The following is a 24033-nucleotide window of genomic DNA, read 5'->3' on the forward strand; positions in this document are numbered from 1 at the left end:
GCTGCTCTGAGGTAGAATTCATGCCGGGCAAGGTGCGTTCGTGTTGAAATTGTGTTTTATGGATAACTCACATTTTATCAATCACTTACGGCATTCTTGCCCTTTTTTATGCAAAATTCAGGCTAGCGGGCTGCGGCGGCGCCCGGCGCGGCGCCGCGTTTGTTCATTTCATTGACGTCGCGCCGCTGCGCCGTATACATTTGTTCCCATGCGCACTAACTCGGTTGAAAGTTCTGTTCGGAACTTTCTTCAAGACGCTACAATAGGTCAGCCAACAGGCCGCACCTGCCTCGCCCACCGGGCGGGCTTATCGTCTACCCTGGAAACGCGCCCATGAACACCATATTCCGTTCGATCACCCTGGCCGCAGTGTCGCTGGCGGCGCTGCCCCTGGCCAGCGCCGCCGGCGCCGCCGCCATCGCGGTGCAGGTCCATGACAGCAGCGGCAAGCCGCTGGCCGACGTGGTCGTCACGGCCGCGCCGGACGGCAACGCGGGCTTGCCGCAGCCGGTCAAGCCGGCCGAGATCGAACAGCGCGGCCTCAAGTTCTTGCCGCTGGTGACCGTGATCCAGACCGGCAGCCAGGTGTCGTTCCCGAACTTCGACAAGGTCAAGCACCACATCTATTCCTTCTCGCCCGCCAAGAAATTCGACCAGAAACTGTATTCCGGCGTGGCCGCATCGCCACAAGTGTTCGACAAGGCCGGCATCGTCGTGCTCGGTTGCAATATCCATGACCGCATGCTGGCCTACATCAAGGTGGTCGATACGCCGTTCTTCGCCAAGACCGACGCCGCCGGCGTGGCCCGCATCGAGTTGCCCGCGGCCGGTAAATACACCCTCACGTCCTGGCATTTCAACATGCTCGGCGCCCCCGCCGAGCAGAGCGTGGCGGTCAAGGGCGAGGGCGCCACTGCGGCCAGCGTCAAGCTGGCCTTGAAGCCCATGGCGCCGGACGTCGCGGCGCCGGGCGCCGGCGCGCCTTAGTCGCATGCGCTTGCGTTTCAACAGTCTTGAAGGGCGCATCGTCGGCCTGTTTCTGGTGCTGATCGTGGCGGTGCAGGCGATCGGCCTGCTGGTGATCGAGCATGGCATTAACGTCAACGCGCGATCGAGCATCGCCACCGAACTGATCAACGGCGAAAAAGTCTTCCGCAAGCTGATGGAGCAGAACGCCCAGAAGCAGCGCTTTTCGGCCCAGGTGCTGGCGCGCGACACCGCCTTTGTGCAAGCGATCGGCAATGGCGACGAGGACGACCGCGCCACCATCGCCTCGGCGCTGGCCAACAGCGGGCGCCGCGCGCGCGCCGACATGACCATGCTGATCGACGGCGAACGCCGGGTCACGGTCGGAACCGGGATCGTCAAGAACGGCGCGCTGGAAAAGCTGGTGCTCGGCCTGCTCGACCGCGCCGAGCAGCACGATGGCGCCAGCGCGATGGTCATCGTCGACCAGCGTCCGGTGCAGGTGGTGGTCATGCCGGTCAAGGCGCCGATCACGATCGCCTGGGTGGTGATGGGCTTTGCGCTCGAGCGCCAGCTGGTGCTCGACATGCGCGAACTGTCGCAGCTCGACGTGGCGATCTTCACGCGCCAGCAGGACGGGCCGTTCACCCCGTTCGAGTCGACCCTGGCGCCGGCGGCCATGGCGGGCGTGGCGCGCGCGCTGCAGGCGCTGCCCGACAATCAGGCGCGCCCGTTCGACCTCGATGTCGGTGGCATCCGCTACAGCGCGCGCCTGCTGCCGCTCGGCCTCGAAGGCGGGCGCCACGCCGACGTGCTGCTGGCGCGCTCGATCGACGACGCCACCGCGGAATATACGCGCCTGCAGCGCACCCTGATGATCCTCACCATCGTCGCCACCCTGGTCGCATGCGGCGCGGCGGTGATCACCGCGATGCGCATCGCGCAGCCGCTGCGCCACCTGGCCGGCACCGCGCGCCGCATGGAGCGCGGCGATTACGACGGCCGCATCGACGTCGAACGCACGGATGAAATCGGGGCGCTGGCCAAGGCCTTTGCCGGCATGCGCGAGTCGATCGCCAAGCGCGAACAGGAAATCGGCCGCCTCGCGTACTGGGATGCGCTCACCGACCTGCCCAACCGCGCCCAGTTCGTGCGCCTGCTGGGCGAGGCCCTGGACCAGGCGCGCCAGCGCGAGCAGGTGGTATTCGTGCTGATGATGGACCTGGACCGCTTCAAGCATGTCAACGACGTCATGGGCCATGCGTTCGGCGACGCCCTGCTGCAAAAAGTGGCCGAGCGCCTGCGCGCGCTGCTGGCCGGCTCGCAACCGGCCGAGCACCCGCAGCCGCAGCTGGCGCGCCTGGGCGGCGACGAATTCGTGGTGCTGCTGCCGGCCTCCTCGATCGACCATGCGCACAAGGTGGCGGCGGGCATCCTGCGCGCGCTCGAAGCGCCGCTCTCGCTCGACGACCAGACCGTCGACATCGGCGCCGGCCTGGGTATGGCGGCCTTTCCGATCAATGGCGCCGATCCCGAGTCGCTGCTGTCGATGGCGGAAGTGGCGATGTACGCGGCCAAGCAGCGCAACGACGGCGCGGTGGCCTACGACGCGGCGATGGACAAGTCGAGCGCCAAGAGCCTGGGCCTGCTCACGGAACTGCGCAACGCCATCGAGCGCGACGAATTCCGCCTGCACGTGCAGCCCAAGATCCGGCTCGACACCGGCGAAGTGGTGGGCGTCGAGTCGCTGGTGCGCTGGGTCCATCCCGAGCGCGGCAACGTGTTCCCGGACGAATTCATCCCGTTCGCCGAGCAGACCGGCTTTATCCGCGTGCTCACGCGCTGGGTGCTGGACCAGTCGGCCGCGCTGTGCAGCGAGCTGCAACGGCAGGGGATTTACCTGAAAATCTCGGTCAACCTGTCCACCCGCGACTTGCTCGACCAGGACCTGCCGGCCAAGTTCAGGGAGATCCTCACGCGCCACCAGCTCTCGGCCGGCTCGTTCTGCCTCGAGATCACCGAAAGCGCGATCATGGACGACCCGGTGCGCGCCCAGCAGACGCTGGAACGCCTGCACACGATGGGCGTGGACTTGTCGATCGACGATTTCGGCACCGGCTACTCGTCGCTGGCCTACCTCAAGCGGCTGCCGGTCGATGAACTCAAGATCGACAAGTCGTTTGTGCTGAACATGGAAAACGATATCGGCGACACCAAGATCGTGCGTTCGACGATCGACCTCGGTCACAACATGGGCTTGCGCGTGGTGGCCGAGGGGATCGAGAGCGAAGCGGTGTGGCGCTTGCTGGCCGCGCTGGGGTGCGACCAGGGCCAGGGGTATTTCATGAGCCGGCCGATCGCCGCCGACAAGCTGGTCGGCTGGATCGCCGGCTGGACGCCCCCGGCCAGGGCGGCGCTGCCTTACACCGAGTCGGTCGGCTCGACCTGAGGTCCGCGCCGTTGCCATAGGCGCAGCGCGCCATGGAAGGGAAAATGAATGATGGCGATGAAAGCAAGCGCCACGTTCCACCACCAGATCCCGGTACCCGGATGGGCGTACTTGCCGTCGTCGAATAGTACAAGGGCGAGCAGCAGCAAGGCCGCCGTCAGGTAAATCAGGCGCGCCACACGGCTCCACCAGAACGCCGCCACGGCAAACAAGGGTACGAAGAAAAAGGCGTTGGCGCCCTTCGTCAACTGCTCTTCAAGGCTGCGCAGGGTGAGCCGCCACAAGGCGTCGTGGGGCACGCCGGTCCAGTGCGAGTCGACCGCGAGATACGTCACCGACCACCAGGTCAGCAGGCAGGCGCCGAAGGCGAGCGCGCAGTGCAGGGCGTAGTGAGCGGCGATGCGTGCCGGTACCGTGGGCCGGCGCGGGACTGGCGTCGCATGTCCTGTCAAGGCTTGGTCGCCTGCTGCATCTTGACCTCTCCGAAACTCATGAACACCATCGTGGTGCCGCTCGGTCCCCGATACACGCCGTTCGCATTGCCCAGGCGATTGGCCACCGCCGCGAAGTTCCACGCCTCGTCCTCGCTCACCTTGACCATGCGGCTCGTGTAATCGGGCAGATGGTTTTTCTTGCCCCATTGGCGCGCCAGTTCCGCGTGACGGCGCAGCGGTCCGGGAACCGAAGGATGGTCCCAGCCCCATAAAAACGTGCCATCGAGTTTGTTATAGGTGCCGATCACCTGAATCGGCGCGATGACCGTCTTGCCATCGTTGAAACTGAAGGTGATCGTTCCCGCCTCCAGATCCGCCTTCCAGCGTTCGGATGAACCCAGCCCCCACGTGGCCGCATGCGCCGCTGTCTGGTCTTCCAGGCCCGCTCTCGATTGCGCGACAAATTGCGCCGAAGTCTGGCTCATCGCGCTCGCGCAGAGCGCGAGCGAGACGGCTGCAAAGGTCATCTTGATCATGTGAAGTGGGTTTTGTAAGTGATGGTATGGAACATTATCCACCAAACCATGACCGGCAAGCGAATCGCCATCACGGCCGGTGGGACGACCATCGCCAAGGCCGGCATTTCGCGCTATGATCTTCACCGGCAAAGTTGCCCATATCACCAAGAGACAGAACCATGCAAATGAGACATGCAGTCCTCGTCACCAGCCTGCTCGCCGCATTCGGCGGACAAGCCCTGGCCCAGGTCCAGACCCAGACCTGCCTGCCCGGCGGAACGCCAACGACCTATCCGGTCACGAAAAAAGTCGAACAGCAGGATGTGTATCACGGCACCAGCATCGCCGACCCTTACCGCTGGCTCGAAGACGCCAACAGCGCCGAGACCAAGGAGTGGGTCGACGCCCAGAACAAGGTCACCCAGTCCTACCTGGGCCAGATCGGCGAGCGCAGCGCCATCAAGGAACGCCTGACCAAGCTCTGGAACTACGAGCGTTACAGCGTGCCGTACAAGGAAAGCGGGCGCTATTTCTACAGCCGCAACAACGGCTTGCAGAACCAGTCGGTGCTCTACACCATGAAGTCGCTGAGCGACGAGGCGCGCCTGCTGCTCGACCCGAACACCCTGGCCGCCGACGGCACCGTGGCGCTGGCCGGCACCGCCGTCAGCCCGGACGGCAAATACCTCGCCTACGGCACCGCCGCATCGGGCTCGGACTGGAACGAGTGGAAAGTGCGCGACATCGACACCGGCAAGGACCTGGACGACCATCTGAAATGGGTCAAGTTCTCGGGCGCGTCCTGGACCAAGGATGGCAAGGGCTTCTTCTACAGCCGCTACGACGCGCCCGAAGAAGCGGCCAAGCTGGCCGGCATCAACTACTTCCAGAAACTGTACTTCCACAAGGTCGGCACGCCGCAGAGCGAAGACACGCTGGTCTACGACCGTCCGGACGAGAAGGAATGGGGCTTCGGCGGTGAGGTCAGTAACGATGGTAAATACCTGATCATCACCGCCACCAAGGGCACCGCACCGAAGTACCGCATCTTCTACAAAGACCTGACCAAACAAGGTTCCAAAGTGGTGCCGCTGATCGACCAGTTCGAGGCCTCGTACAACTTCATCGACAACGACGGTCCGGTGTTCTACTTCAGCACCGACAAGAAGGCCACGCGTTCGCGCCTGGTTGCCATCGACACCCGCAAGCCCGCCGAGAAGAACTGGAAAGAAATCGTGCCCGAGACGGCGCAAACCCTGGTCGGCGCATCGATGGTCAACAAGCAGTTCATCGTCCAGTACCTGGCCGATGCGCGCAGCATGGTCAAGATCGTGGACCGCAAGGGCAAGCTGGTGCGCGAGATTGCGCTGCCGGGCATCGGCTCGGCGGCGGGCTTCAACGGCAAGCCGGGCGACAGCGAGACCTTCTACTCGTTCACGGGCTTTACCAACCCGACCACGGTATATCGACTGGACATGAAAACCGGCGCAAGCACGGTGTTCCGCAAGCCGACCGTCGATTTCGACCCGAACGCGTATGAAACGCGCCAGCAGTTCTACACCAGCCGCGATGGCACCAAGGTACCGATGTTCATCGTCTCGAAGAAGGGCCTCAAGCTCGACGGCAGCAATCCGACCTACCTGTACGGCTACGGTGGCTTTAACGTGTCGCTGACCCCGGGCTTTTCGCCGGCCAACCTGGCGTGGATGGAAATGGGCGGCGTGTACGTGGTGGCCAACCTGCGCGGCGGCGGCGAATACGGCGAAGCGTGGCACGAAGCGGGCACCAAGCTGCACAAGCAGAACGTGTTCGACGACTTTATCGGCGCGGCCGAGTGGCTGGTGGCGAACAAGGTGACCTCGCCGGCCAAACTGGCCATCGGCGGCGGCAGCAATGGCGGCCTGCTGGTCGGTGCGGCCATGACCCAGCGTCCGGAGTTGTTCGGCGCGGCCATTCCGCAGGTCGGCGTGCTCGATATGCTGCGCTTCCATAAATTCACCATCGGCTGGGCGTGGATTTCGGATTACGGCTCGTCCGAAAACGCCGACGAATTCAAGGCGCTGGTGAAGTACTCGCCGCTGCATAACCTGAAGGCGGGGGCGTGCTATCCGGCGACCATGATCACCACGGCCGACCACGACGACCGTGTGGTCCCGGCGCACAGCTTCAAGTTCGCGGCGGCGGCGCAGGCGGCGCAGGCCGGCAGCGCGCCGATCTTGATCCGCATCGACGTCAAGGCGGGTCATGGCGCCGGCAAACCGACCACCAAGCAGATCGAGGAAGTGGCCGATCGCTGGGGCTTCCTGAGCCGCGCCCTGCGCATGAACGAGCCGGCCAAGGTGGCGGCGCAGTAGTCGTGCTTTCCCCTTTTCCGTGCCGTAAAGGACGAGGGGATGCGCCGATCGCAACGCTGTGAAAGGCGCGTCTGTCGCCACCGTCGGCAGGCGCGCTTTTTCGCGTTCAGAAGTCGCGCTTGATCGTGTTGGTCCTGAACGAGCCGCTGAGCCCTTCCACGCTGACTAGGGCATACACCTCATCCTGCCCCCAGTCTTCGTTCAACTGGCCGGCCGACACGGTGTTCGACAGCGAAAAGCTGCCATCGACCCCCACGCGCTCGATGCCGGTGCCGCCGATACTCAAGAGCGTGTCATCGAACCACTCGTCGTCGCCGCGAATCCGCGCACCGACTTTCTTGTTGACCGAGTTATAAAATCCTTCCCCGTTGACGACCACCAGATAATTGCCTGGTTGGTTTTCTGCTGGGGTAATGAAAAGGCTGACTTCCATGATGGTTCTCCTGATGCCGGCCCCGGGTGGGCAGGCTTCCAGTATTCGCGATCGAAAAAGAGCGGCTTAAACGGAAGGCAAGCCTGCTGAGTACTGCCTTTACGCTGGATCAATGTCGGTGAACGGGCCAGCCGGGCAGGGCAGTTGGCGCAACAAAGTATCGACAGTCGCTACTCAACATCCCGTTTGGCGGTACTTTCGGTCAAATTTTTCGCCATTACCGCCGCGCACGTCAGAGTGAGATCCTTTCCACTATCAAGGACCGTCATGCAGCTCGCCGCCGCCCGCCCCAACATCGCCCTGTACCTCGCCGCCATCCTGACCGCCGCCATGCTGCTGGCCGGCCCCATCCTGCAAGCGGACGGCTACCACGCCTTTGCCGACGGCCGCGCGCTGTCCGGCCTGGCCAATGCGGCCGATGTGCTGTCGAACCTCGGCTTCCTGCTCATCGGCCTGCATGGCCTGCTGCACGTGCGGCCATCGCGCCCGGCCCACCTCATGTTTTTCGTCGCCATCCTGATGACCGCCTTCGGCTCGTCCTGGTATCACCTGGCGCCGGACGACACGCGCCTGGTCTGGGACCGGCTGCCGATCGCGCTGGCCTGCGTGTCGCTGCTGGCAACAAGCCTGCACGATGCCTTCCCCGCGCGCTTCGCGCCGCTGCCGACCCTGGCCGCGCTGTGCGCACTCGGCGTGGCCAGCGTCTTCTGGTGGTCCGCCACCGGCAACCTCGGCCCCTACCTGCTGCTGCAACTGGCGCCGCTGGTGCTGATCCCGGTGCTGCAATGGCAGACCGGCGCGCCGCTGGTGCAACGGCGCGCCTTCGGCATCGCGATCGGCCTGTACGTGCTGGCCAAGCTGTGCGAACTGGCCGACGGCGCCATTCTCGGCGCCATCCACGCCGTCAGCGGCCACACGCTCAAGCATGTGTTTGCCACTCTGGCCGCGCTGGTGCTGGCGCGGATGATCGCCAGGATGCGCTGAGCGCGGTCGCGGCCCATCCCGGCCACATGCATTTCATGCAAGCGATCCTGCGCTGTGTCGCAAGCCGGTTCCGCTGGCGCCGCTTCAGCAATACGCTGCCCGAACCTGACCCGGCCGGGCAGGGCGACCCTATCGCGTTGAGGAACTTTATGCACCGCCTGCTTGCCATCATGTCTGCTGTTGCCGTCGTCTGCCACGTGCCGGCATCCGCCGCCGAATCGCCGCCGTTCGCGCCGGGCGCGCACAAGCTGCAGCGCGGCCAGCCGAACGAGCTGATGGTGCTCGCCACACCGCACCTGCGCCAGTTGCCGGCATCGTTCGATCCGGCCACGCTGAGTCTGCTGACCGACCGTCTGGCGCAGTGGCAGCCGCAGGCGGTCGCCATCGAGGCGCTGTCCGGAGCGCAGTGCGCGTTCATGCGCAGCTATCCGCAGCGTTACGCCGATTCGATCAAGTCGTATTGTTGGGATCCGGCGGCGGCGAAGGCGGCCACGGGCCTGGATGTGCCGGAGGCGACTGCGCAGGCCGAGCGTCTGCTGGCTGCCTGGCCGGCCGCGCCAGGCCCGGCACAGCGCCGCAAGCTCGCATCGCTGTTCCTGGCTGGCGGCGAACCAGCGTCGGCATTGGTGCAATGGCTGCGTTTGCCCGGCGACGAGCGGCGTGCCGGCGACGGCCTGGACGAGAATCTGGTGACGATCCTGACTGGCCTGCTGCAACGGTCCGACGAGCATTACCGCATCGCGGCCGTGCTGGCGGCTCGCCTCGGGCACGAGCGGATGTATCCAATGGACGATCACACGGCCGACTCTCCCGACGCCGATCCGAAAGCCGCCGGCGCCGCCATTGCGAAGGCCTGGGACAACCGCCACACGGCGGCGCGCATCGAGCGGGCCAAGGCGCTCGAAAGCCGGCTCGATACGGCTGCCGGCGTGCTGTCCATGTATCGCGCGTACAACGCCCGCGGCACCGCCGAGGAGACCTTCCGCAGCGATTTCGGCGCGGCGCTCGAAGAACCCTCGCCGCAGCGCTTCGGGCGTGGCTATGTCGCCTATTGGGAGACACGCAATCTGCGGATGGCGTCCAACATCCGCGATGTGATGAGCGCGCGGCCCGGCATGCGCGTGCTGGTGGTCGTCGGCGCGGCGCACAAGGCCTATCTGGAGGCCTACCTCGACCAGATGCACGACGTGCGCATCGTCGCGACCGACCGGGTACTGCGCTAAGTAAGTGCGCATAAGTTCTTGTAATTTCTGCACACTTACTTAGTCGGCAGAATCGGCGCCCGGAGCCGCCTGATCAGGCACAATGCCGCACAGCGCCTTCAAGCCAATCCGCTGCGCGAAGGCGCCGAATCGCGCACAGCATCCGCAACAGGCTAGCGGTGCACCACCACCAGCAAGGCTTTCGCTTCGGTCTTGCCGACGTTGCGGATCACGTGGTTCTGGTCGGCCGGATAGCGCGCCGTGCCGCCCAGCTTGATTTTCTTCTTGTCGCTGCCTACTTCCAGCTCCATGGTGCCGTGCAGCACCGTCATGTGCTCGCTGGTGCCCGGGTCGTGCGCCTGCGAGGCCAGTTCGCCGCCCGGCGCCAGGGTCAGTTCGTACCACTCGTACTTGCCAGCCAGATCCATCGGCCCCAGGATGCGCAGCACATAGCCGGCGTGGGCGCCGGGCAGGGTCGGCGTTTCGTGGGCGTCCATCACGCGGATGGTCTCCACCGGCCGCGTATCGCTCGAGAGCAACTCGCCGATGGCCACGCCCAAGGCGTTGGCCAGGCGCCACGTGATCGCGATCGTGGGATTTGCCTTCTCCCTTTCGATTTGCGATAACATGGATTTCGACACGCCCGCGATCCGCGACAAGTCTTCCAGGGTCAGGCCGCGCGCCAGCCGCAAACGTTGCAAGGTCGCGCCTACTTCAGGTGGAGAATTGGTCGGTGCTGGTTGTTTCATCGGATTTTCGGCAAAGTGGTCAAGCAAAATATTTGCATAAATATAAGAAACCGAGGGTTGCCAAGTGCACTCGGCTTGGGTAGTATCCATTATATTGAATTTGTGTTCGACATAACGGAATTTCACGACGCGATTGAATTCGTTTGATCCGGAACACGGTACAGCATAGTCCAACAGTCGGTCAAGCCGGCAACCACATGACGAGGAATAATGATGAGCGAGCAAGCGAAAAGCGCCTTTTTCAGCGGCCTGCAACACAATCTGGACACGCTGCGCGAACAGGGCTTGTACAAGCCGGAGCGCGTGCTGGCCTCGCGCCAGGGCGCCGAAGTGGTGGCCGACGACGGCCGCACCTTGATTAATATGTGCGCCAACAATTACCTCGGCTTGTCGGGCGACCTGCAAACGCAGCGGGCGTCGATCGAGGCGACCGAAAAGTACGGCTACGGCCTGTCGTCGGTGCGCTTCATCTGCGGCACCCAGACCGTGCACAAGGAACTCGAAAAAGCGCTTTCCGCCTTCCTCGGCACGCAAGACACGATCCTGTACGCGGCCGCGTTCGACGCCAACGGCGGCGTGTTCGAGCCGCTGTTCGACGAAAACGACGCCATCATCTCGGACGCGCTCAATCACGCGTCGATCATCGACGGCATCCGCCTGTGCAAGGCCGGGCGCTATCGCTACCAGCACAACGACATGGCCGACCTCGAAGTGCAGCTGCAGGCGGCCATCGCCGCCGGCAAGCGCCACAAGGTCATCGTCACCGACGGCGTGTTTTCGATGGACGGCACCATCGCCCAGCTGGACAAGATCTGCGACCTGGCCGACCAATACGGCGCGCTGGTGATGATCGACGAATGCCACGCGTCGGGCTTCATGGGCAAGACCGGGCGCGGCACGCACGAACACCACAACGTCATGGGCCGCATCGACATCATCACCGGCACCCTCGGCAAGGCGCTGGGCGGCGCGATGGGCGGCTTTACCGCCGCGCGCAAGGAAGTGATCGACACCTTGCGCCAGAAATCGCGTCCTTACCTGTTCTCGAACACGCTGGCACCCTCGATTGCCGGCGCTTCGCTGTCGGTGCTCGAGCGCATTTCGAAGTCGACCGAATTGCGCGACCGCCTGCACGAAAACACGGCCTACTTCCGCAAGGAGATCGAACGCATCGGCTTTACCATCAAGCCGGGCACGCACCCGGTGGTGCCGGTGATGCTGTTCGAAGCGCCCATGGCGCAGCGTTTCGCGGCCCGCATGTACGAACTGGGCGTGCTCCTCTCCGGCTTCTTCTACCCGGTGGTGCCGATGGGGCAGGCGCGGGTGAGGGTGCAGCTGTCGGCCGCGCACACCCGCGAACAGCTCGATACGGTATTGAAGGCATTCGAACAGGCCGGGCGCGAGCTGGGCATTCTCAAGAATCAAGAACACTAATAAGACGGAAATACAGAACATGGAACGCATTCTCATTATCGGCGCGAACGGCCAGATTGGCAGTGAACTGGTCGGCGCGCTGGCGCAGCAACATGGCGCGGGCAACGTCATCGCCTCCGACATCGGCGCGACCAACGTCTACAAGGCCGCGCGCTACACCCAGCTCGACGTGCTCGATAAAGCCCGCCTCGCGGCCCTGGTGGCCGACGAAGGCATCACCCAGGTGTACCAGCTGGCGGCGCTGCTGTCGGCCACCGGCGAACAGGCCCCGCTCAAGGCCTGGACCCTGAACATGGATGGCCTGCTGAACATCCTCGAAGTGGCGCGTGAACGCGGCGAGGCGGGCACGCCGCTGCGCGTGTTCTGGCCGTCGTCGATCGCCGCCTTCGGCCCGAACACGCCGCCCCAGGACACGCCGCAGTACACGGTGATGGACCCAACCACCATCTACGGCATCAGCAAGCTGGCCGGCGAGCGCCTGTGCGAGTACTACTTCACCAAATACGGCGTGGACGTGCGCAGCATCCGCTATCCCGGCATCATCAGCTACAAGTCGCCTCCGGGCGGCGGCACCACCGACTACGCGATCGCGATCTTCCACGCGGCCCTGCGCGGCCAGCGTTACGAGTGCTTCCTCGGCCCCGAGACTACGCTGCCGATGATCTACATGCCCGACGCGATCCGCGCCACCATCGAATTGATGGACGCGCCGGCCGACAACATCGCCGTGCGTTCGGCCTATAATGTGGCCGGCCTGTCGTTCAATCCGGCCGAGCTGGCGACGGCGATCCGGCGCGCCTTGCCCGCCTTTGAAATCGGCTACAAACCGGACAGCCGCCAGGCGATTGCCGCCAGCTGGCCGCAAAGCCTGGACGACAGCACCGCCACGGCCGACTGGGGCTGGAAGGCGCAGATCGGGCTCGATCAACTGGTGGCCGACATGCTTGCCAATATCGACGTTAGCCTCACAAAGGCTGCCTGATTCGTTTTACCCACACCTATAAAACATATAAGAGACAAACATGGACATGAGCGTATTCGACCTATTCAAAATCGGCATCGGGCCGTCGAGTTCCCACACCGTGGGGCCGATGGTGGCGGCGCGCCGCTTCCTGGTCGAATGCGGTCCTTTGGCGCGCGCGGTGGGGATCGAGGCGGCGCTGTATGGCTCGCTGGCGCTGACCGGCGTGGGCCACGCCACCGACAAGGCGGTCATCCTCGGGCTGATGGGCGAAACGCCGCAGGGCGTCGATCCGGAGCGGGTCGACGACATGCTGGCCGAAGTCGAACTCGATGGCGTGATCAAGCTGCTCGGCACCCACGAAGTGCCGTTTTCGGCGCGCACCGGGCTCGTATGGCACAAGAGTTCATCGCTGCCCGAGCATCCGAACGGCATGCGCTTCACGCTCAAGCTCGATGACGGCAGCGTCATCGAACGCATCTTCTACTCGGTCGGCGGCGGCTTCATTCACGCCGCCGGCGAATCGCAGGCGCGCCAGAGCAATGGCGAGAGCACCGCGCCGATTCCCTACAACTTCGACACCATGGACCAGTTGCTCGCGCACGGCCGCGCCAGCGGCCTGTCGATCCCGCAGATGCTGCGCGCGAACGAATGCGCGCGCATGGATGGCGCCGTACTCGACGCCGGCATCGACAAGATCTGGCAGGTGATGCGCGACTGTATCGCGCATGGCCTGGTCACCGCCGGCCAGCTGCCCGGAGGCCTGAACGTCAAGCGCCGCGCGGCCAATCTGTGGAAGCAGTCGGAAGACGCCAAGAATGGCGACAACCGCGCCAACGACCTGCCGCACGACGCCGTGCACCAGGTGAGCCTGTACGCGATGGCGGTCAACGAAGAAAACGCCGCCGGCGGGCGCGTGGTGACGGCGCCGACCAACGGCGCGGCCGGCATCATCCCGGCGGTGCTGCGTTACTACGCCGAAGATTGCCGTCCGAGCGATCCGGTGCGCGGGGTGCGCGACTTCATGCTCACCTCGGCCGCGATCGGCATGCTGTGCAAGAAGAACGCCTCGATCTCGGGCGCCGAAATCGGCTGCCAGGGCGAAGTCGGCGTGGCCTGCGCGATGGCGGCGGCCGGGCTGGTGGCGGCGCTGGGCGGGACCAATGAACAGATCGAGAATGCGGCGGAAATCGGCATCGAGCATCACCTCGGCATGACGTGCGACCCGATCGGCGGCCTGGTGCAGATTCCGTGCATCGAGCGTAACGGCATGGGAGCGATCAAGGCGATCACCGCCGCATCGCTGGCCTTGAAGGGCGACGGCACCCATTTCGTGAGCCTGGACGACGTCATCGAAACCATGCGCCAGACCGGCGCCGACATGCAGGACAAGTACAAGGAAACCTCGCTCGGCGGGCTGGCGATCCATGTGGTGACGGTCAACCACGCGGCTTGCTAGAATCGACGACATGAGCGAATCGTTCGACGCCCTGTCTGTCGCCACCGGGCTTGCCTTGCCGGCGACCTTGCGCCATCTGATCGATAGCGGCGCAAACAGCTACGATGATCCTGGGCGGGCCGCGTTATCGGCGCTGAACGATGTCGAGTGGCTGTCGGCGCAGGAAGCGCAGGCCGTCGTCGCCGGCTGGCTCAATCCGGTCAAGCAGAACGGCAATGTGTTCCTGCCGTTCGCACGCTCGGGCGCGGGCGACGCGTATTGCCTGGTGCGCCTGCGCAGCGGGGACGAGGGCGTGTGCATGGTGTGGCACGACAGTGGCGCATCGCAGCTGCATTACGCCAGCTTCGATCACTTCGTCGTGGGCGAGTACCTGAACGTGTTTGCCGAACTCGATTTGCTCGACGACGATGGCGATCCGGTGGCGTATCTGCGGGCCGATGTCGCCAGGGTGACCGGTCTGCTCGATCCGGCGCTGCGAAGCATGCTGCTCGGCTGCCTGGACCAGTCGCCAGCCGAGCACCCGTACCGGCAGGGGCCGAAAGCGCGCGTCGAGATGGTGCGGGCGCTGATCGGCCAGGAGGAGTTCAATGCACTTTACTCCCAAGTGAGCATTCCCGATCCGGTTGCGTTCGATGTGGTGGCGCGCTGGGAAGAGTAGCGTAGTCCAACACCGTCTTGCCCATTCGGGCCGCCCTGGTTGTCGTAGTCGACAACTTCCCGGTTGGTCGCGGCGTCCAGATGCCAGATCCGCATGTGCAGGCGCTGTTTGCCATCTGCCGTGTCTGGAGCGGCCAGCGCCGTGAGCGTGAACTGGTAGCTCCCCGCGCCATTGACCGTGCCGCCGCCGCGATACGCGATCCTAGCCCCGCCCGCCGCCACCGAATCGAAGCGCTTGCTGTCGAACCGGAGATGGGCGATGCTAAAACGCAAGAATGCCTTCCCTTGCGCCCGGCGTCCGTCCGCTTGTTGCTCGGAGAGGAAGGCGAACGTCGCGGGTCCGGACTGGTTTCTGTTGGCCTTGACGGCGCCGGGGGGAGAAATGAACGCGCCTTCGCCGCTGACATAGGCGCCCGGCCCGTACACAGCCACGGTGCGATGCACGGTCGCGCTCTCTCCGCTGCTGTCGGTGACGGTGAGCGTGACCGTGTAGAGGCCCGCTGCCCGGTAGACGTGCTTGCCGCTGGCGGTGCCGGCGCCGTTCTTTTCGGAGACGACGCCTGCCTCGTCCTTGCTGCCATCGCCCCATGACCAGCTCGCCCTGTGGGTCTCGCCCGGGTCGGCATCGACGAAACCGGCGGATACCGACAAGGGCATATCGACCCGCGCGGCCCCGCTGCGCCTGATCGGGCCGAGCGTGGGGGCAACATGGGTGGCGGCTGTCGGAACAAGCAGGACCAGCCCGGCATTCGAATCGGCGACAATCGCGCCATTGTTGGAGATTCCCCGGGCGGCCGTGGCCACGAAGCCCGACGGTGCGCGCGGGATGCGGGTGTTCAGGTCGACCAGGCCCTCGGCGCCGGTCCACACGAACGCGCGGCTGGCGCCATCGCGCGCTTCGGCGCTGCCGACAACCTGTCCGGGCTGGTTGACGTCGTGGGCGTAGGCGCTGCGCCCGCCGAATGTGCCCAGGTCTTTCATGCCAGCCTGCCTGGTCCAGGCGAAGGCGCGGTAAGGACCGTCGACGATGCGGATGATGCCGACCACCGTGTCGCTGTCATTCATGCCAACCGTAAAAGAGTCGGCATCCGTGCGCCTTGGGCCCAGATCGGTCAAGCCTTGCTCCGGCGTCCACAGGAACGCATGGGTAAGGCCCGCCGCCGTCGCCGAGTGGCCGGCCACGTGGCCGATCGCGTTGATGGCGACCGAATCCGAATCCGCGCCCCCAAGCGTGCCCAGCCCGACCATGCCACCCGCCTCGGTCCAGCGGAATGCCAGGCCGCTGCCGGCGGCATTTCTGGTGTTTCCCGCGACTTGCCCCGCCTCATTGATCGCCATGGCCAGCGACGGTCCGTTGAGCGTGCCCAGGTCGAGCGGTACGTTTTCCGGGCTCCATCGGGTTGCATGCAGGGGCTCGAACACCGGTCCGAAGAAGGGGAGGTAGCCTGCAACCTGGCCACGGTTATTGATATCGAACGCGGCCGATGTCGCTAAATTGTAGGGGGGCGAGTGCAAGGTCACCATGCCCGTTTGCGCAGTCCAGCGGTAAACGTGCGTGTCGGTACTTTCCAGGCTGAAGTTCGAACCGCCGATAATCTGGCCGACATCATTGAGCGCGTTGACGAAGGAACCCGCACCGCCAAGCGTGCCGAGATTGCTGAAAGTCTTTCCGTCGTAGAACCTCGCCATGGTCCGGTCGTTCCCGACATCCTCGGTGAACGCGACCTGTCCCTTGCCGTTGATATCGAAAGGGCCGTTGGCGCTTGGGGAAAGATGAACGATGCGATAGATCGTCTTGGCGGGCGGCGCTTTCATCGCCGCCGTGCCTTGCTGCGCGGCCGCTTGTGGATTGGCGGCCCATGCTGCCAGCGCGACAAGCGGATACAGTAGCCAACATGTCCAGCCTACCCCACGTTGGTGTGTTGTCGTTCTCGTTTTCATGTCTGTCTCCCGCTAAGTGAGTGCCTCAAGTCAACCCGTCCTCTGGAGGAGGAAAGCGGGTGTCCTTGATTTCACATTAGGTAAAACGCCGCGCTCGTTACTGGCGCAGGTCAAGCTATACCTTGAGATCGCGGGTGGCCAGGCGTCGGGGTGACGCCGGGCACATCAGGAATGGCGGGGCCGTTGCTGCGCCGGCTTCCAGTCCACCCATATCAACAGATGGGTGTCCAGTAACGGTTTCATTTATCGCCCCGGAGTATCTCTTCGATGTCGTCTTGCGCCATTGTGTCGAAGTCATCTGGAACTGAAAAATTGCCGGTCACGGTGAGCGTGCCTGATCCGTTTGTCTTCGACGTTGTGGCGCGTCGGGAAGAGTAGCCCGGTCCGGCGCCCCACGGCCACATCGCCTTTCGCGGGCCGGCCGGCAAGCCGGAACTGCTGCGCGCCTACTTCGAGAAAGTACTCTGCGTGGCGACGGCGACAATGTAGACCTTACCGACGTATCATTAATGTTATGATTGTCATCCTGATCACTCTCCTTGGAGAGTGTGCCTCAACGCAAGAACGTGATGTCAAGGGGATTTTATGACGTATGAACAGTGGCAGCAGGGAGTTGTGAACGGAGCGGGCAAGCCGGAATGGAATATACACGACTGTGACATTCGGGTCGCCGTCAATGAGTATAACCGCCACCTGGCGGCAACACCCGGTTATTCAGCCTTGGACTGGTTGTATGTCAAGGGCATGCTATGGACTGAAACGGGCGCAGGATCTTCTGAATGGAAAATCAAGCCCTTGCAGATCGGCGTGCCTGGCGATAAGGGCATGATGGCGCTGTTGGGAAATCATGAAGGCGGCGATTTGATCATGCCCCCGGCTTATCGGTCGGGCACCAGCAGCGGTATGGTCCGCACTAATCCGACGCACAATATTCGGGCTGCCATTGGTTATTTGTTGATGCGCTTGGCGAAATATGCTTTTCAAAGTATCTGCGAGCCTGGATCGCGGGTCGAGGAAGTCAAAGTCGATAGCGGCGATACACTTGAGCGGATTGCCAGCAAAAACAAAAGCACGGTGGAGGTGTTGCGGGAGTTAAATCCGCGCGCGAACGTGCTGCATAAGGGTGACGTTATCAAATTTCAGAAAGCAAAGACGTCGAAGGTCATTACGGGCTGGCGCCCCATTAACCACAGCAATATCGCTCGCTGGTATAACGGTGGAGGTGATGAAATGTATGTAAGAAAACTCGATTTCGTGATGCCGTATGTGCGTAAAGCTGGGAGCGGAATATGCGAAGCAGAATAGCAGCAGTACTTGTTTGCTCGTCGGTCGTATATTCGGGCCATGCCGTGGCAGACAACCGTGCACAAGCTGTCGCTGCAATTGAGGAATGCAATCAGTTTTCGCAGTTCGACATTCGCGAGTGCCTGAAGAAACGTGCGACCGACAGCGCAGCGGCGCTGAAGCAGGCCGAAGCCAGGGCGGCGGCCGCGATTGCCAGTTGGGATGAAAGCGATACCTACATCAAGGATGCCGGCATCAAGCTGCGCGCCGCGAACGTGTCGTTCGTGCGCGACCGCCAGGTGCAGTGCGCCTTCGCTTCCTCGCTGATCGGCGGTGGCGCTGGCAATTCGCACGAGATCAAACGCTTGGCCTGTGTGGCCGACATGAATGCCCGGCGTACATTTCAACTCGACCGCGATACCGGCAAACTGGTGCCTAAATAGCACTCAAAAGCTGCCTTCGCAGCCCGGGCCGGTTGCGGCTGGCGCAGCTGGTAGCGGCTGGCTAAGTTCGACGAGGTCGCGTACGGCGCGCCGGTGGTCCGGCCCTTGCAAGGCCTCGCTCGCCTCGCGCACCAGATCGAACGATTCGCGTTCGATCAGCGTGATCGTCACCGCGTCCTTGGTCGGAAAATATTGATACAGCGAGCCGATCACGTCCATTCCAGCCACCGCCGACCGCGCGCTGTTGCTGCAAACCGTCGCCGCGGTGCCGATGGCCGGCCGCGCGTCCGCGCACCATGCAGGAGATTGCATCGACCATCGCGGCCAACGACGCCGTGTCGATGGCCCTGTTGTGCCAGGCCCTCGCGCAAGCGCGTCCCGGCGCCCGCTGGGATGACGAGGAAGGGAGTGCCCCCTTGCCCGACGGCGAATGGTGGGTATGCGACCCGGTCGAAGGCGCCATCCACCACATCCACGGTTTGCCACACTGATACGCGCCAGTGCGCTCGACTGGACCCTGGTGCGGCCTGCGATGCTGACCAATGGCAAGCTGCGCGGAGGCTACCGGGCCGCGACCACCCTGACGCCCGGATTGTTTGCAGGACTGTCGCGTGCGGATCTGGCTGCATTCATGCTGCATGAAGGAAGCGAGGACGCTTATCTGAGGCAGGCAGTTGCTGTATCGCAATAAGCGTAGTGGCGCCGGAGAGGGCGTATCAATGCCAATAAACTTTTCTCGTGAGCATCAACCGTTCTAATGATGTACAAATCATCACCTTACCTGCAAAAACCGCACTATGCTTCTCCCCAAAGCGTTGACCGCAAGATCCCTGGTCAGCCATGCCTTCGCGGCGCTGGTGCTTGGTGTGGCCGGCTCCAGCGCCGCCGCAGCCGACACCGCTCTCGTCCTGGACGCGGTGTGCCAGCGCCAGATGCCGCCGCTTCAACGGATCGCCGTCGCGCGCGCCTTTGAAGCCGCCGGCGGCACGGCGTTGGAAGTGTGCATCCAGGGCAGCATCCCCGACCCCGATCCTGCGCTTTGGGAAGCGATTGTCTCGATGCTGGGTAGCGAAGACCACCTTGCGAGGCGTAGTGCCCTGCGTTTGTTGCGCTGGAGTAGAGACGCGGACGTGGAAGCGCAGCACGCCATCGTCCTGCCCCTGCTGCACGCCATGCTGCGCGATCCGGGAGCGCGGCCCTACCGCCACCGCGTTCAGGAAGAGATGCTGCGTTATCGCAAGCGCGCGCTGTTCGCCCTGCCGGATTTCATGGACGCGGCGATGCGGGCCCAGGACGCGCAGTCCCAGGGAGCCGCCATGAGCGTGTTCCTCGAACTGGGCAGGGAGCACCCGGCGCAGATCGATCTGCTCGTGACGGTGCTCGATTCGCCAACCGTCTCCCCGTATGCGAAAGGGCTGGTGGCCAATTACATGAGCGCCACCACCATCGCCGGGTCAAACCGGGCCATACCAAGCCTGCAGCGCCTGATCGAACACACTACCCACTATGGCGCCGACCCGACGGGCGACCTGGTGGGCGCCTACATTCGCGCCGAAGAAGGCGGGCGCGCCGCTGCCTACCTGATGGCGCTGCGCAGCCGGAACGTCGTGCCGGGCCTGGACACCGCCATCGACTATGAAGGCGACATGCACGGCATGGACGATCACCTGATCGGTTTGCTCGACCACCCGGCGATGTCTGTCGCCGCCGCCGCCACGCTGCAAGGACGCTTCCGCATGGGCCGCCTGACGGCCGTGCTGGAGCGCCAGGCGGGGGACGAGCTGCGCTCGCAAATGGCGTCGCCCGCCACGCGCGCGATGGCCATGGCGTCGATCCGCGCGCTCCAACGTCCGCTCGACGGCGTCGCGCCCATGATCATGGCGTACTACCGCAGCCTGCCGCAAGCGCAAGCGGGCGAGCGGCGCAATGCGTTGAAAACGCTGTCTTTCAGCGGCGGTGCGGACCAGCAGCACCTGGCGTACCTGGTCACGGAACTGATGCGCGAGCTGCGCGCCGGCTACCCGGCCGGGGCCGGACAGGTGCCGCCCGCCGCCATCCTCGCCGTGCTGAAACCCGCAACGGCGATGCCGGCAAGCTCGGTGCCGGAACTGGTCGACGCGTTCAAGCTAGCCCATCGGCCTGGTAAACAATTCTGGTGGAACGACATGGTCCCGTTCACCAACGAGCAGGGCACCATCCTGGCGCTGCTGGGAAAAACCCGTTCAAGCGCCGGGGCGGCGGCGCTGGCGGCGCTACTTCCCCGCTTCGAGGAGGGCGACCGGGAACACAATCTCGCCACCTCGCTCGACTACATCGGCGCCGCGTTGATCGAGTCGGGTGACGCGGCATTGCCGGTGCTCGAATGGCAGCTGCGGAACCGCAGCGGTATCGCGCAAGCGTATGCCGAGGCCGTGCTGGCCCGCATCGATACGCCCGCCGCGAAGGATGCAACAAGCCGGCACGCCGCGCAGGTCGGTCCGGCGCTGGTCGCCGCGCTGGCGTCGGGCGGATCGGGCATGGTCGATGCGCCCTGGCGCTTGCCAAGCCAGTATCTGGACGCGCGTGGGTCCGCGTTCGGCCTGGCGATTGCGCGCGTCGGCAACCTGAAGCTGGGCACCACCGTGGCCACGCTCGACGCGCTCGCGCGGGCACTCGACGACGGCGAGTTCGACATCAAGGAGGCTGCGGCCACGGCGCTGGACATGGCGCCGGAGCGCGACATGGTGCGCGAAGCGGTGTTCCGCATCGCGGCCCTGGGCGCGCGGCCCAGGGCCAGCGAGATGGCGAAGAGATTGACGGTCATCCCGCCGTACGATCGCGGCCCGACCTGTCAGTAAGGCGGCGATCACCGGTGACGATGCGGAAAACGCGCCCGTGTCCCCATCCTCGAGCGCGCCGCTCGATAGCCTGTATCAGGCTGGCTGCAGCAGCGCCAGCGTATGGCGCGCGATCATCAGCTCCTCGTTGGCCGGCACCACCCACACGGCCACCTTGCTGCTTGGGGCGCTGATGCAGGCGACATCGCGCGGATTGGCGTCGTTGGCGGCCGCATCGAGCGCCACGCCGAGCCAGGCGGCGTCGCGGCACACCGCCGCACGCAAGGCCACGCTGTTTTCGCCGATCCCGCCGGAGAACACCAGCGCATCGAGTCCACCCAGCGACGCCGCCAGCGAACCGAGTTCGCGGCCGATGCGGTACACCAGCAGGTCGATCGCCAGGCGCGCCGCCGGCGCGTCGCTCTGTTCCAGCACGCGCATGTCGGACGAGATGCCCGATACGCCAAGCAGCCCCGATTGCTGGTACAGCAGCTTCTGCACGGCGGCCACGTCCCAGCCCAGTTCTTCGATCAGGTACAGCACCACGCCCGGGTCGAGCGTGCCGCAGCGGGTGCCCATCGGCAGCCCGTCGACGGCGGTAAAGCCCATGGTGCTGGCCATGCTGCGTCCGGCCGCCATGGCGCACATGCTGGCGCCATTGCCCAGGTGCGCAGCGACCACCTTGGCGCCGGCCAGGCGCGCATCGGCCTGGGGCAGGCGGCTGGCGATGTATTCGTACGACAGGCCATGAAAGCCATAGCGCCGGATGCCCAGGTCGGTAATGGCGGCCGGCAGCGCGAACGCTTGCGCCAGCGCCGGCTGGGCGGTGTGAAAAGCGGTGTCGAAGCAGCCGGTTTGCGGCACGCCCGGCCCCATCGCGCGCATGGCGCGCACGGCCGCCAGGTTGTGCGGCAGGTGCAGCGGCGCGAGCGGCACCAGTTTGTCGAGCGCGGCGAGCACCTTGTCGTCGAGCGCTTGCGGACCGCTGTAGTGCATGCCGCCGTGGACGATGCGATGGCCAACGGCGGCAATCCGGTGGCCTTGCAGGCGCTGTTCCACGAAATCGATCAAATGGCGCATGCCGGCCGCATGGTCCAGTGGCGCATCGCTCCATGCCTGTTCGCCGAGCGTGGCGCCCTTGGCGTCCTTCGCGATGAAACGGGTAGGCCCGCTGTACAGATTGTCGATGCTGCCCTTGAGCAGCAAGTCGAGCGTGGGACCGGTAAACAGCGTGAACTTGATGCTCGACGAGCCGGCGTTGATGACGACGATGCAGTCGTTCGGCGCCGCCATCACAGGCCCAGGGTCTTCACGCCGGTCAGGCGGCTTTGGGCGACGAGCACCGCCACCGCGCACGAGGCCAGGCGCGCGGCCAGTGAATCGGCGCGGCTGGTCAGCACCAGCGGCACGCGCGCCCCGAGCACGATGCCGGCCGCCGCCGCATTGGCCATGAAACTGAGGCTCTTGGCCAGCATGTTGCCGGCTTCAAGGTCGGGGGCGACCAAAATATTGGCCCGTCCGGCTACCGGCGAGACCAGGTCCTTGATCGCCGCCGCTTCCGGGTCGATGGCGTTATCCATGGCCAGCGGGCCGTCGACCAGGGCGCCGGTGATCTGGCCACGATCGGCCATCTTGCACAGGGCCGCGGCGTCGATCGTGGACGGCATCTTGGCGTTCACGGTTTCCACCGCCGCCAGGATCGCCACCCGCACTTCCGGAAACCGCAGGATGTGTGCCAGGTCGATCGCGTTTTGCACGATGTCGACCTTGTCGGACAAGGTGGGAATGATGTTGACGGCGGCGTCGGTGATGATCAGCGGCTCGTCGCGGCCCGGCACGTCCAGCACGAAGCAGTGGCTCAGGCGCCGCGCGGTGCGCAGGCCGGTATCGGCGGCCACCACGGCGCCCATCAGTTCGTCGGTATGCAGGCTGCCCTTCATCAGGATGGCGGCGCTGCCGTCGCGTACCAGTTCGACGGCGCGCCTGGCCGATGCATGGCTGTGCTCGGTGTCGTGGAGCGGCAGTGCCGAGATGTCCAGGTCGGCTTCGGCGGCGGCGCGTTCGATGCGCGCGCGCGGACCGACCAGGATCGGGCTGATCAGGCCGAGGCGGGCCGCGTGCAGCGCCGCTTCGAGGGCGTGGCGGTCGCACGGGTGCGCCAGCGCCACGGTCACCGGGCCGGCCGCGCGCGCCAGGTCGATCAAACGGTCAAAGTACGGATGTGGCACGGATGAGACGGTCATGGTTTCTCCCAGATTGAGCGCGCGATCATAGCAGTAAAACAATGACAGCCTTTTCCGCTTGCATGCGGCCGTGTAAAATCGGCGCATGACGACACTTTGCGGATCTATCGACACCGGTTCAGCGCCTGATGATCCGGATCAGACGCTTTGCTGGCAAGCGCTGGGCATCGCACCGACCACCGATTTTGCCGCGATCGAGCGTGCCTACGCCGCGCAGGCGGACCTGCCCACGTATTGGCGCGACCTGGTCGGCGCCATCAGGCTGCGACGCCTTTACCAGGACGCGCTGGCTGCGGCTGATCGGGCTCGCCCGGGCGGCGAGACGTTCAAGTCCGCCGATCTGTCCAGGCGCATTCTCTCGACCTGGAATCAGGGTGGCGACCAGGCGCTGCTGGCCGCCTGGCCGGCCATTCTTGACACGCTCGACAAGCTGCACAGGGACGACTGGATGTACGCGTCGAAGGCGCTGGCCCACGTCGTTCTGGGGAACCGGGCCTTGCCGCTTCGTTTCGTAGACGCGCTGCGGCGGCATTTTGTCTGGGCCGGCATCCAAGGACGCTGGCTCTGCCTGTCAATCGAAGATACCGAGGAATTGCGGCAGCGCATGATCCAGGTCATACGCGAGGTCAGTGCGCTCGACGCCATGACCGGCCTGGCCATGCGCGATCAGTCGGCAGCCGCCCGGCTCTGAGGCGAAGCCGGCGTG

23 protein-coding genes are annotated in these 24033 nt (G+C 64.7%); 15 read left to right on the top strand and 8 right to left on the bottom strand.

What is annotated here, in order from left to right; all coding sequences use genetic code 11:
- The first annotated feature begins 333 nt into the window (after positions 1–333).
- Together F2P46_RS28260 and F2P46_RS28265 are read left to right on the top strand one after the other, a co-directional pair.
- Positions 334–987, top strand: a complete 654-nt coding sequence (locus tag F2P46_RS28260; protein ID WP_229509497.1) for a methylamine utilization protein — start codon at positions 334–336, stop codon at positions 985–987.
- 4 nt (positions 988–991) lie between these two features.
- A complete protein-coding gene (locus tag F2P46_RS28265; RefSeq protein ID WP_166896547.1) occupies positions 992–3415 on the top strand; it encodes an EAL domain-containing protein in 2424 nt (807 codons plus the stop codon).
- Here F2P46_RS28265 and F2P46_RS28270 read toward each other — a convergent pair.
- Together F2P46_RS28270 and F2P46_RS28275 are read right to left on the bottom strand one after the other, a co-directional pair.
- Positions 3388–3867, bottom strand: coding sequence for a hypothetical protein (locus F2P46_RS28270; RefSeq protein WP_166896549.1), 480 nt, complete (start codon positions 3865–3867; stop codon positions 3388–3390). The genes F2P46_RS28265 and F2P46_RS28270 overlap by 28 nt on opposite strands.
- A complete protein-coding gene (locus tag F2P46_RS28275; protein WP_368737969.1) occupies positions 3864–4511 on the bottom strand; it encodes a DUF6882 domain-containing protein in 648 nt (215 codons plus the stop codon). Before F2P46_RS28275 ends, F2P46_RS28270 begins: the two co-directional genes overlap by 4 nt.
- A gap of 41 nt (positions 4512–4552) precedes the next feature.
- On the opposite strand from F2P46_RS28275, the gene F2P46_RS28280 reads away from it, so the two are divergent.
- Positions 4553–6721, top strand: a complete 2169-nt coding sequence (locus F2P46_RS28280; protein ID WP_208296810.1) for a prolyl oligopeptidase family serine peptidase — start codon at positions 4553–4555, stop codon at positions 6719–6721.
- A gap of 106 nt (positions 6722–6827) precedes the next feature.
- Here the strand turns inward: F2P46_RS28280 and F2P46_RS28285 are convergent, their stop codons facing one another.
- The gene (locus F2P46_RS28285) at positions 6828–7154 is read right to left on the bottom strand and encodes a hypothetical protein (RefSeq protein ID WP_166896551.1); all 327 of its coding nucleotides are present in this window, start codon (positions 7152–7154) and stop codon (positions 6828–6830) included.
- Between the two features lie 267 nt (positions 7155–7421).
- Here F2P46_RS28285 and F2P46_RS28290 point away from each other — a divergent pair, with 267 nt between their 5' ends.
- The gene (locus F2P46_RS28290) at positions 7422–8138 is read left to right on the top strand and encodes a hypothetical protein (RefSeq protein WP_166896553.1); all 717 of its coding nucleotides are present in this window, start codon (positions 7422–7424) and stop codon (positions 8136–8138) included.
- A gap of 35 nt (positions 8139–8173) precedes the next feature.
- Positions 8174–9361: a DUF5694 domain-containing protein gene (locus F2P46_RS28295; protein ID WP_229509498.1), complete on the top strand. Its 1188-nt coding sequence runs from the start codon at positions 8174–8176 to the stop codon at positions 9359–9361.
- Between the two features lie 152 nt (positions 9362–9513).
- Here F2P46_RS28295 and F2P46_RS28300 read toward each other — a convergent pair whose 3' ends face one another.
- On the bottom strand, positions 9514–10089 hold the full coding sequence (locus F2P46_RS28300; RefSeq protein WP_166896555.1) for an XRE family transcriptional regulator: 576 nt from the start codon (positions 10087–10089) through the stop codon (positions 9514–9516).
- Positions 10090–10302: 213 nt separating this feature from the next.
- Here F2P46_RS28300 and kbl point away from each other — a divergent pair, with 213 nt between their 5' ends.
- Genes kbl through F2P46_RS28320 form a run of 4 tightly spaced genes read left to right on the top strand, consistent with a single transcriptional unit; the run spans position 10303 to position 14601 of the window.
- The gene (gene kbl, locus F2P46_RS28305; protein WP_166896557.1) at positions 10303–11523 is read left to right on the top strand and encodes a glycine C-acetyltransferase; all 1221 of its coding nucleotides are present in this window, start codon (positions 10303–10305) and stop codon (positions 11521–11523) included.
- A 19-nt stretch (positions 11524–11542) separates the two neighbouring features.
- A complete protein-coding gene (locus F2P46_RS28310) occupies positions 11543–12505 on the top strand; it encodes an NAD-dependent epimerase/dehydratase family protein (protein ID WP_208296811.1) in 963 nt (320 codons plus the stop codon).
- Between the two features lie 40 nt (positions 12506–12545).
- Positions 12546–13943 carry an L-serine ammonia-lyase gene (locus tag F2P46_RS28315; RefSeq protein WP_166896559.1) on the top strand — a complete coding sequence of 466 codons (1398 nt, stop codon included), beginning with the start codon at positions 12546–12548 and terminating at the stop codon, positions 13941–13943.
- Between the two features lie 10 nt (positions 13944–13953).
- Positions 13954–14601 (top strand): SMI1/KNR4 family protein, encoded by a 648-nt coding sequence (locus tag F2P46_RS28320; protein WP_166896561.1) that lies wholly within the window; start codon positions 13954–13956, stop codon positions 14599–14601.
- Here the strand turns inward: F2P46_RS28320 and F2P46_RS28325 are convergent.
- A complete protein-coding gene (locus tag F2P46_RS28325) occupies positions 14538–16541 on the bottom strand; it encodes a PKD domain-containing protein (protein ID WP_166896563.1) in 2004 nt (667 codons plus the stop codon). The two genes, F2P46_RS28320 and F2P46_RS28325, sit on opposite strands and share 64 nt — an antisense overlap.
- A gap of 585 nt (positions 16542–17126) precedes the next feature.
- Between F2P46_RS28325 and F2P46_RS28330 the strand changes: the two genes are divergently transcribed.
- Both F2P46_RS28330 and F2P46_RS28335 read left to right on the top strand, forming a co-directional pair.
- Positions 17127–17846, top strand: coding sequence for a LysM domain-containing protein (locus tag F2P46_RS28330; protein WP_166896565.1), 720 nt, complete (start codon positions 17127–17129; stop codon positions 17844–17846).
- 44 nt (positions 17847–17890) lie between these two features.
- Positions 17891–18268 (top strand): lysozyme inhibitor LprI family protein, encoded by a 378-nt coding sequence (locus tag F2P46_RS28335; protein WP_166896567.1) that lies wholly within the window; start codon positions 17891–17893, stop codon positions 18266–18268.
- 3 nt (positions 18269–18271) lie between these two features.
- Here F2P46_RS28335 and F2P46_RS28340 read toward each other — a convergent pair whose 3' ends face one another.
- Positions 18272–18487 carry a hypothetical protein gene (locus tag F2P46_RS28340; RefSeq protein ID WP_166896569.1) on the bottom strand — a complete coding sequence of 72 codons (216 nt, stop codon included), beginning with the start codon at positions 18485–18487 and terminating at the stop codon, positions 18272–18274.
- A 77-nt stretch (positions 18488–18564) separates the two neighbouring features.
- On the opposite strand from F2P46_RS28340, the gene F2P46_RS28345 reads away from it, so the two are divergent.
- The 3 genes from F2P46_RS28345 (at position 18565) to F2P46_RS28355 (ending at position 21105) form a co-directional block, all read left to right on the top strand.
- Positions 18565–18759 carry a hypothetical protein gene (locus F2P46_RS28345; RefSeq protein WP_166896571.1) on the top strand — a complete coding sequence of 65 codons (195 nt, stop codon included), beginning with the start codon at positions 18565–18567 and terminating at the stop codon, positions 18757–18759.
- A gap of 41 nt (positions 18760–18800) precedes the next feature.
- The gene (locus tag F2P46_RS37975; protein WP_229509500.1) at positions 18801–18959 is read left to right on the top strand and encodes a hypothetical protein; all 159 of its coding nucleotides are present in this window, start codon (positions 18801–18803) and stop codon (positions 18957–18959) included.
- A gap of 124 nt (positions 18960–19083) precedes the next feature.
- Positions 19084–21105: a hypothetical protein gene (locus tag F2P46_RS28355; RefSeq protein WP_166896575.1), complete on the top strand. Its 2022-nt coding sequence runs from the start codon at positions 19084–19086 to the stop codon at positions 21103–21105.
- Positions 21106–21180: 75 nt separating this feature from the next.
- Here F2P46_RS28355 and F2P46_RS28360 read toward each other — a convergent pair whose 3' ends face one another.
- Both F2P46_RS28360 and F2P46_RS28365 read right to left on the bottom strand, forming a co-directional pair.
- Positions 21181–22377 carry an acetate/propionate family kinase gene (locus F2P46_RS28360; RefSeq protein ID WP_166896577.1) on the bottom strand — a complete coding sequence of 399 codons (1197 nt, stop codon included), beginning with the start codon at positions 22375–22377 and terminating at the stop codon, positions 21181–21183.
- Positions 22377–23327 (bottom strand): phosphate acetyltransferase, encoded by a 951-nt coding sequence (locus F2P46_RS28365; RefSeq protein ID WP_166896579.1) that lies wholly within the window; start codon positions 23325–23327, stop codon positions 22377–22379. The genes F2P46_RS28360 and F2P46_RS28365 overlap by 1 nt, the downstream gene beginning before the upstream one ends.
- A gap of 85 nt (positions 23328–23412) precedes the next feature.
- Between F2P46_RS28365 and F2P46_RS28370 the strand changes: the two genes are divergently transcribed.
- Positions 23413–24018: a hypothetical protein gene (locus F2P46_RS28370; RefSeq protein ID WP_166896581.1), complete on the top strand. Its 606-nt coding sequence runs from the start codon at positions 23413–23415 to the stop codon at positions 24016–24018.
- The last annotated feature ends 15 nt before the right edge of the window (positions 24019–24033 follow it).

The organism is Massilia sp. CCM 8734 (genome assembly GCF_011682155.1).
GTDB classification, from domain to species: Bacteria; Pseudomonadota; Gammaproteobacteria; order Burkholderiales; family Burkholderiaceae_D; genus Telluria_A; species Telluria_A rubra.

Coding starts and splice junctions, on each gene's coding strand:
- F2P46_RS28260 (WP_229509497.1), top strand. CDS start 334: ATGAACACCATATTCCGTTCGATCACCCTGGCCGCAGTGTCGCTGGCG.
- F2P46_RS28265 (WP_166896547.1), top strand. CDS start 992: ATGCGCTTGCGTTTCAACAGTCTTGAAGGGCGCATCGTCGGCCTGTTT.
- F2P46_RS28280 (WP_208296810.1), top strand. CDS start 4,553: ATGAGACATGCAGTCCTCGTCACCAGCCTGCTCGCCGCATTCGGCGGA.
- F2P46_RS28285 (WP_166896551.1), bottom strand. CDS start 7,154: ATGGAAGTCAGCCTTTTCATTACCCCAGCAGAAAACCAACCAGGCAAT.
- F2P46_RS28290 (WP_166896553.1), top strand. CDS start 7,422: ATGCAGCTCGCCGCCGCCCGCCCCAACATCGCCCTGTACCTCGCCGCC.
- F2P46_RS28295 (WP_229509498.1), top strand. CDS start 8,174: ATGCAAGCGATCCTGCGCTGTGTCGCAAGCCGGTTCCGCTGGCGCCGC.
- F2P46_RS28300 (WP_166896555.1), bottom strand. CDS start 10,089: ATGAAACAACCAGCACCGACCAATTCTCCACCTGAAGTAGGCGCGACC.
- kbl (WP_166896557.1), top strand. CDS start 10,303: ATGAGCGAGCAAGCGAAAAGCGCCTTTTTCAGCGGCCTGCAACACAAT.
- F2P46_RS28310 (WP_208296811.1), top strand. CDS start 11,543: ATGGAACGCATTCTCATTATCGGCGCGAACGGCCAGATTGGCAGTGAA.
- F2P46_RS28315 (WP_166896559.1), top strand. CDS start 12,546: ATGGACATGAGCGTATTCGACCTATTCAAAATCGGCATCGGGCCGTCG.
- F2P46_RS28320 (WP_166896561.1), top strand. CDS start 13,954: ATGAGCGAATCGTTCGACGCCCTGTCTGTCGCCACCGGGCTTGCCTTG.
- F2P46_RS28325 (WP_166896563.1), bottom strand. CDS start 16,541: ATGAAAACGAGAACGACAACACACCAACGTGGGGTAGGCTGGACATGT.
- F2P46_RS28330 (WP_166896565.1), top strand. CDS start 17,127: ATGACGTATGAACAGTGGCAGCAGGGAGTTGTGAACGGAGCGGGCAAG.
- F2P46_RS28340 (WP_166896569.1), bottom strand. CDS start 18,487: ATGGACGTGATCGGCTCGCTGTATCAATATTTTCCGACCAAGGACGCG.
- F2P46_RS28345 (WP_166896571.1), top strand. CDS start 18,565: ATGCAGGAGATTGCATCGACCATCGCGGCCAACGACGCCGTGTCGATG.
- F2P46_RS37975 (WP_229509500.1), top strand. CDS start 18,801: ATGCTGACCAATGGCAAGCTGCGCGGAGGCTACCGGGCCGCGACCACC.
- F2P46_RS28360 (WP_166896577.1), bottom strand. CDS start 22,377: ATGGCGGCGCCGAACGACTGCATCGTCGTCATCAACGCCGGCTCGTCG.
- F2P46_RS28365 (WP_166896579.1), bottom strand. CDS start 23,327: ATGACCGTCTCATCCGTGCCACATCCGTACTTTGACCGTTTGATCGAC.
- F2P46_RS28370 (WP_166896581.1), top strand. CDS start 23,413: ATGACGACACTTTGCGGATCTATCGACACCGGTTCAGCGCCTGATGAT.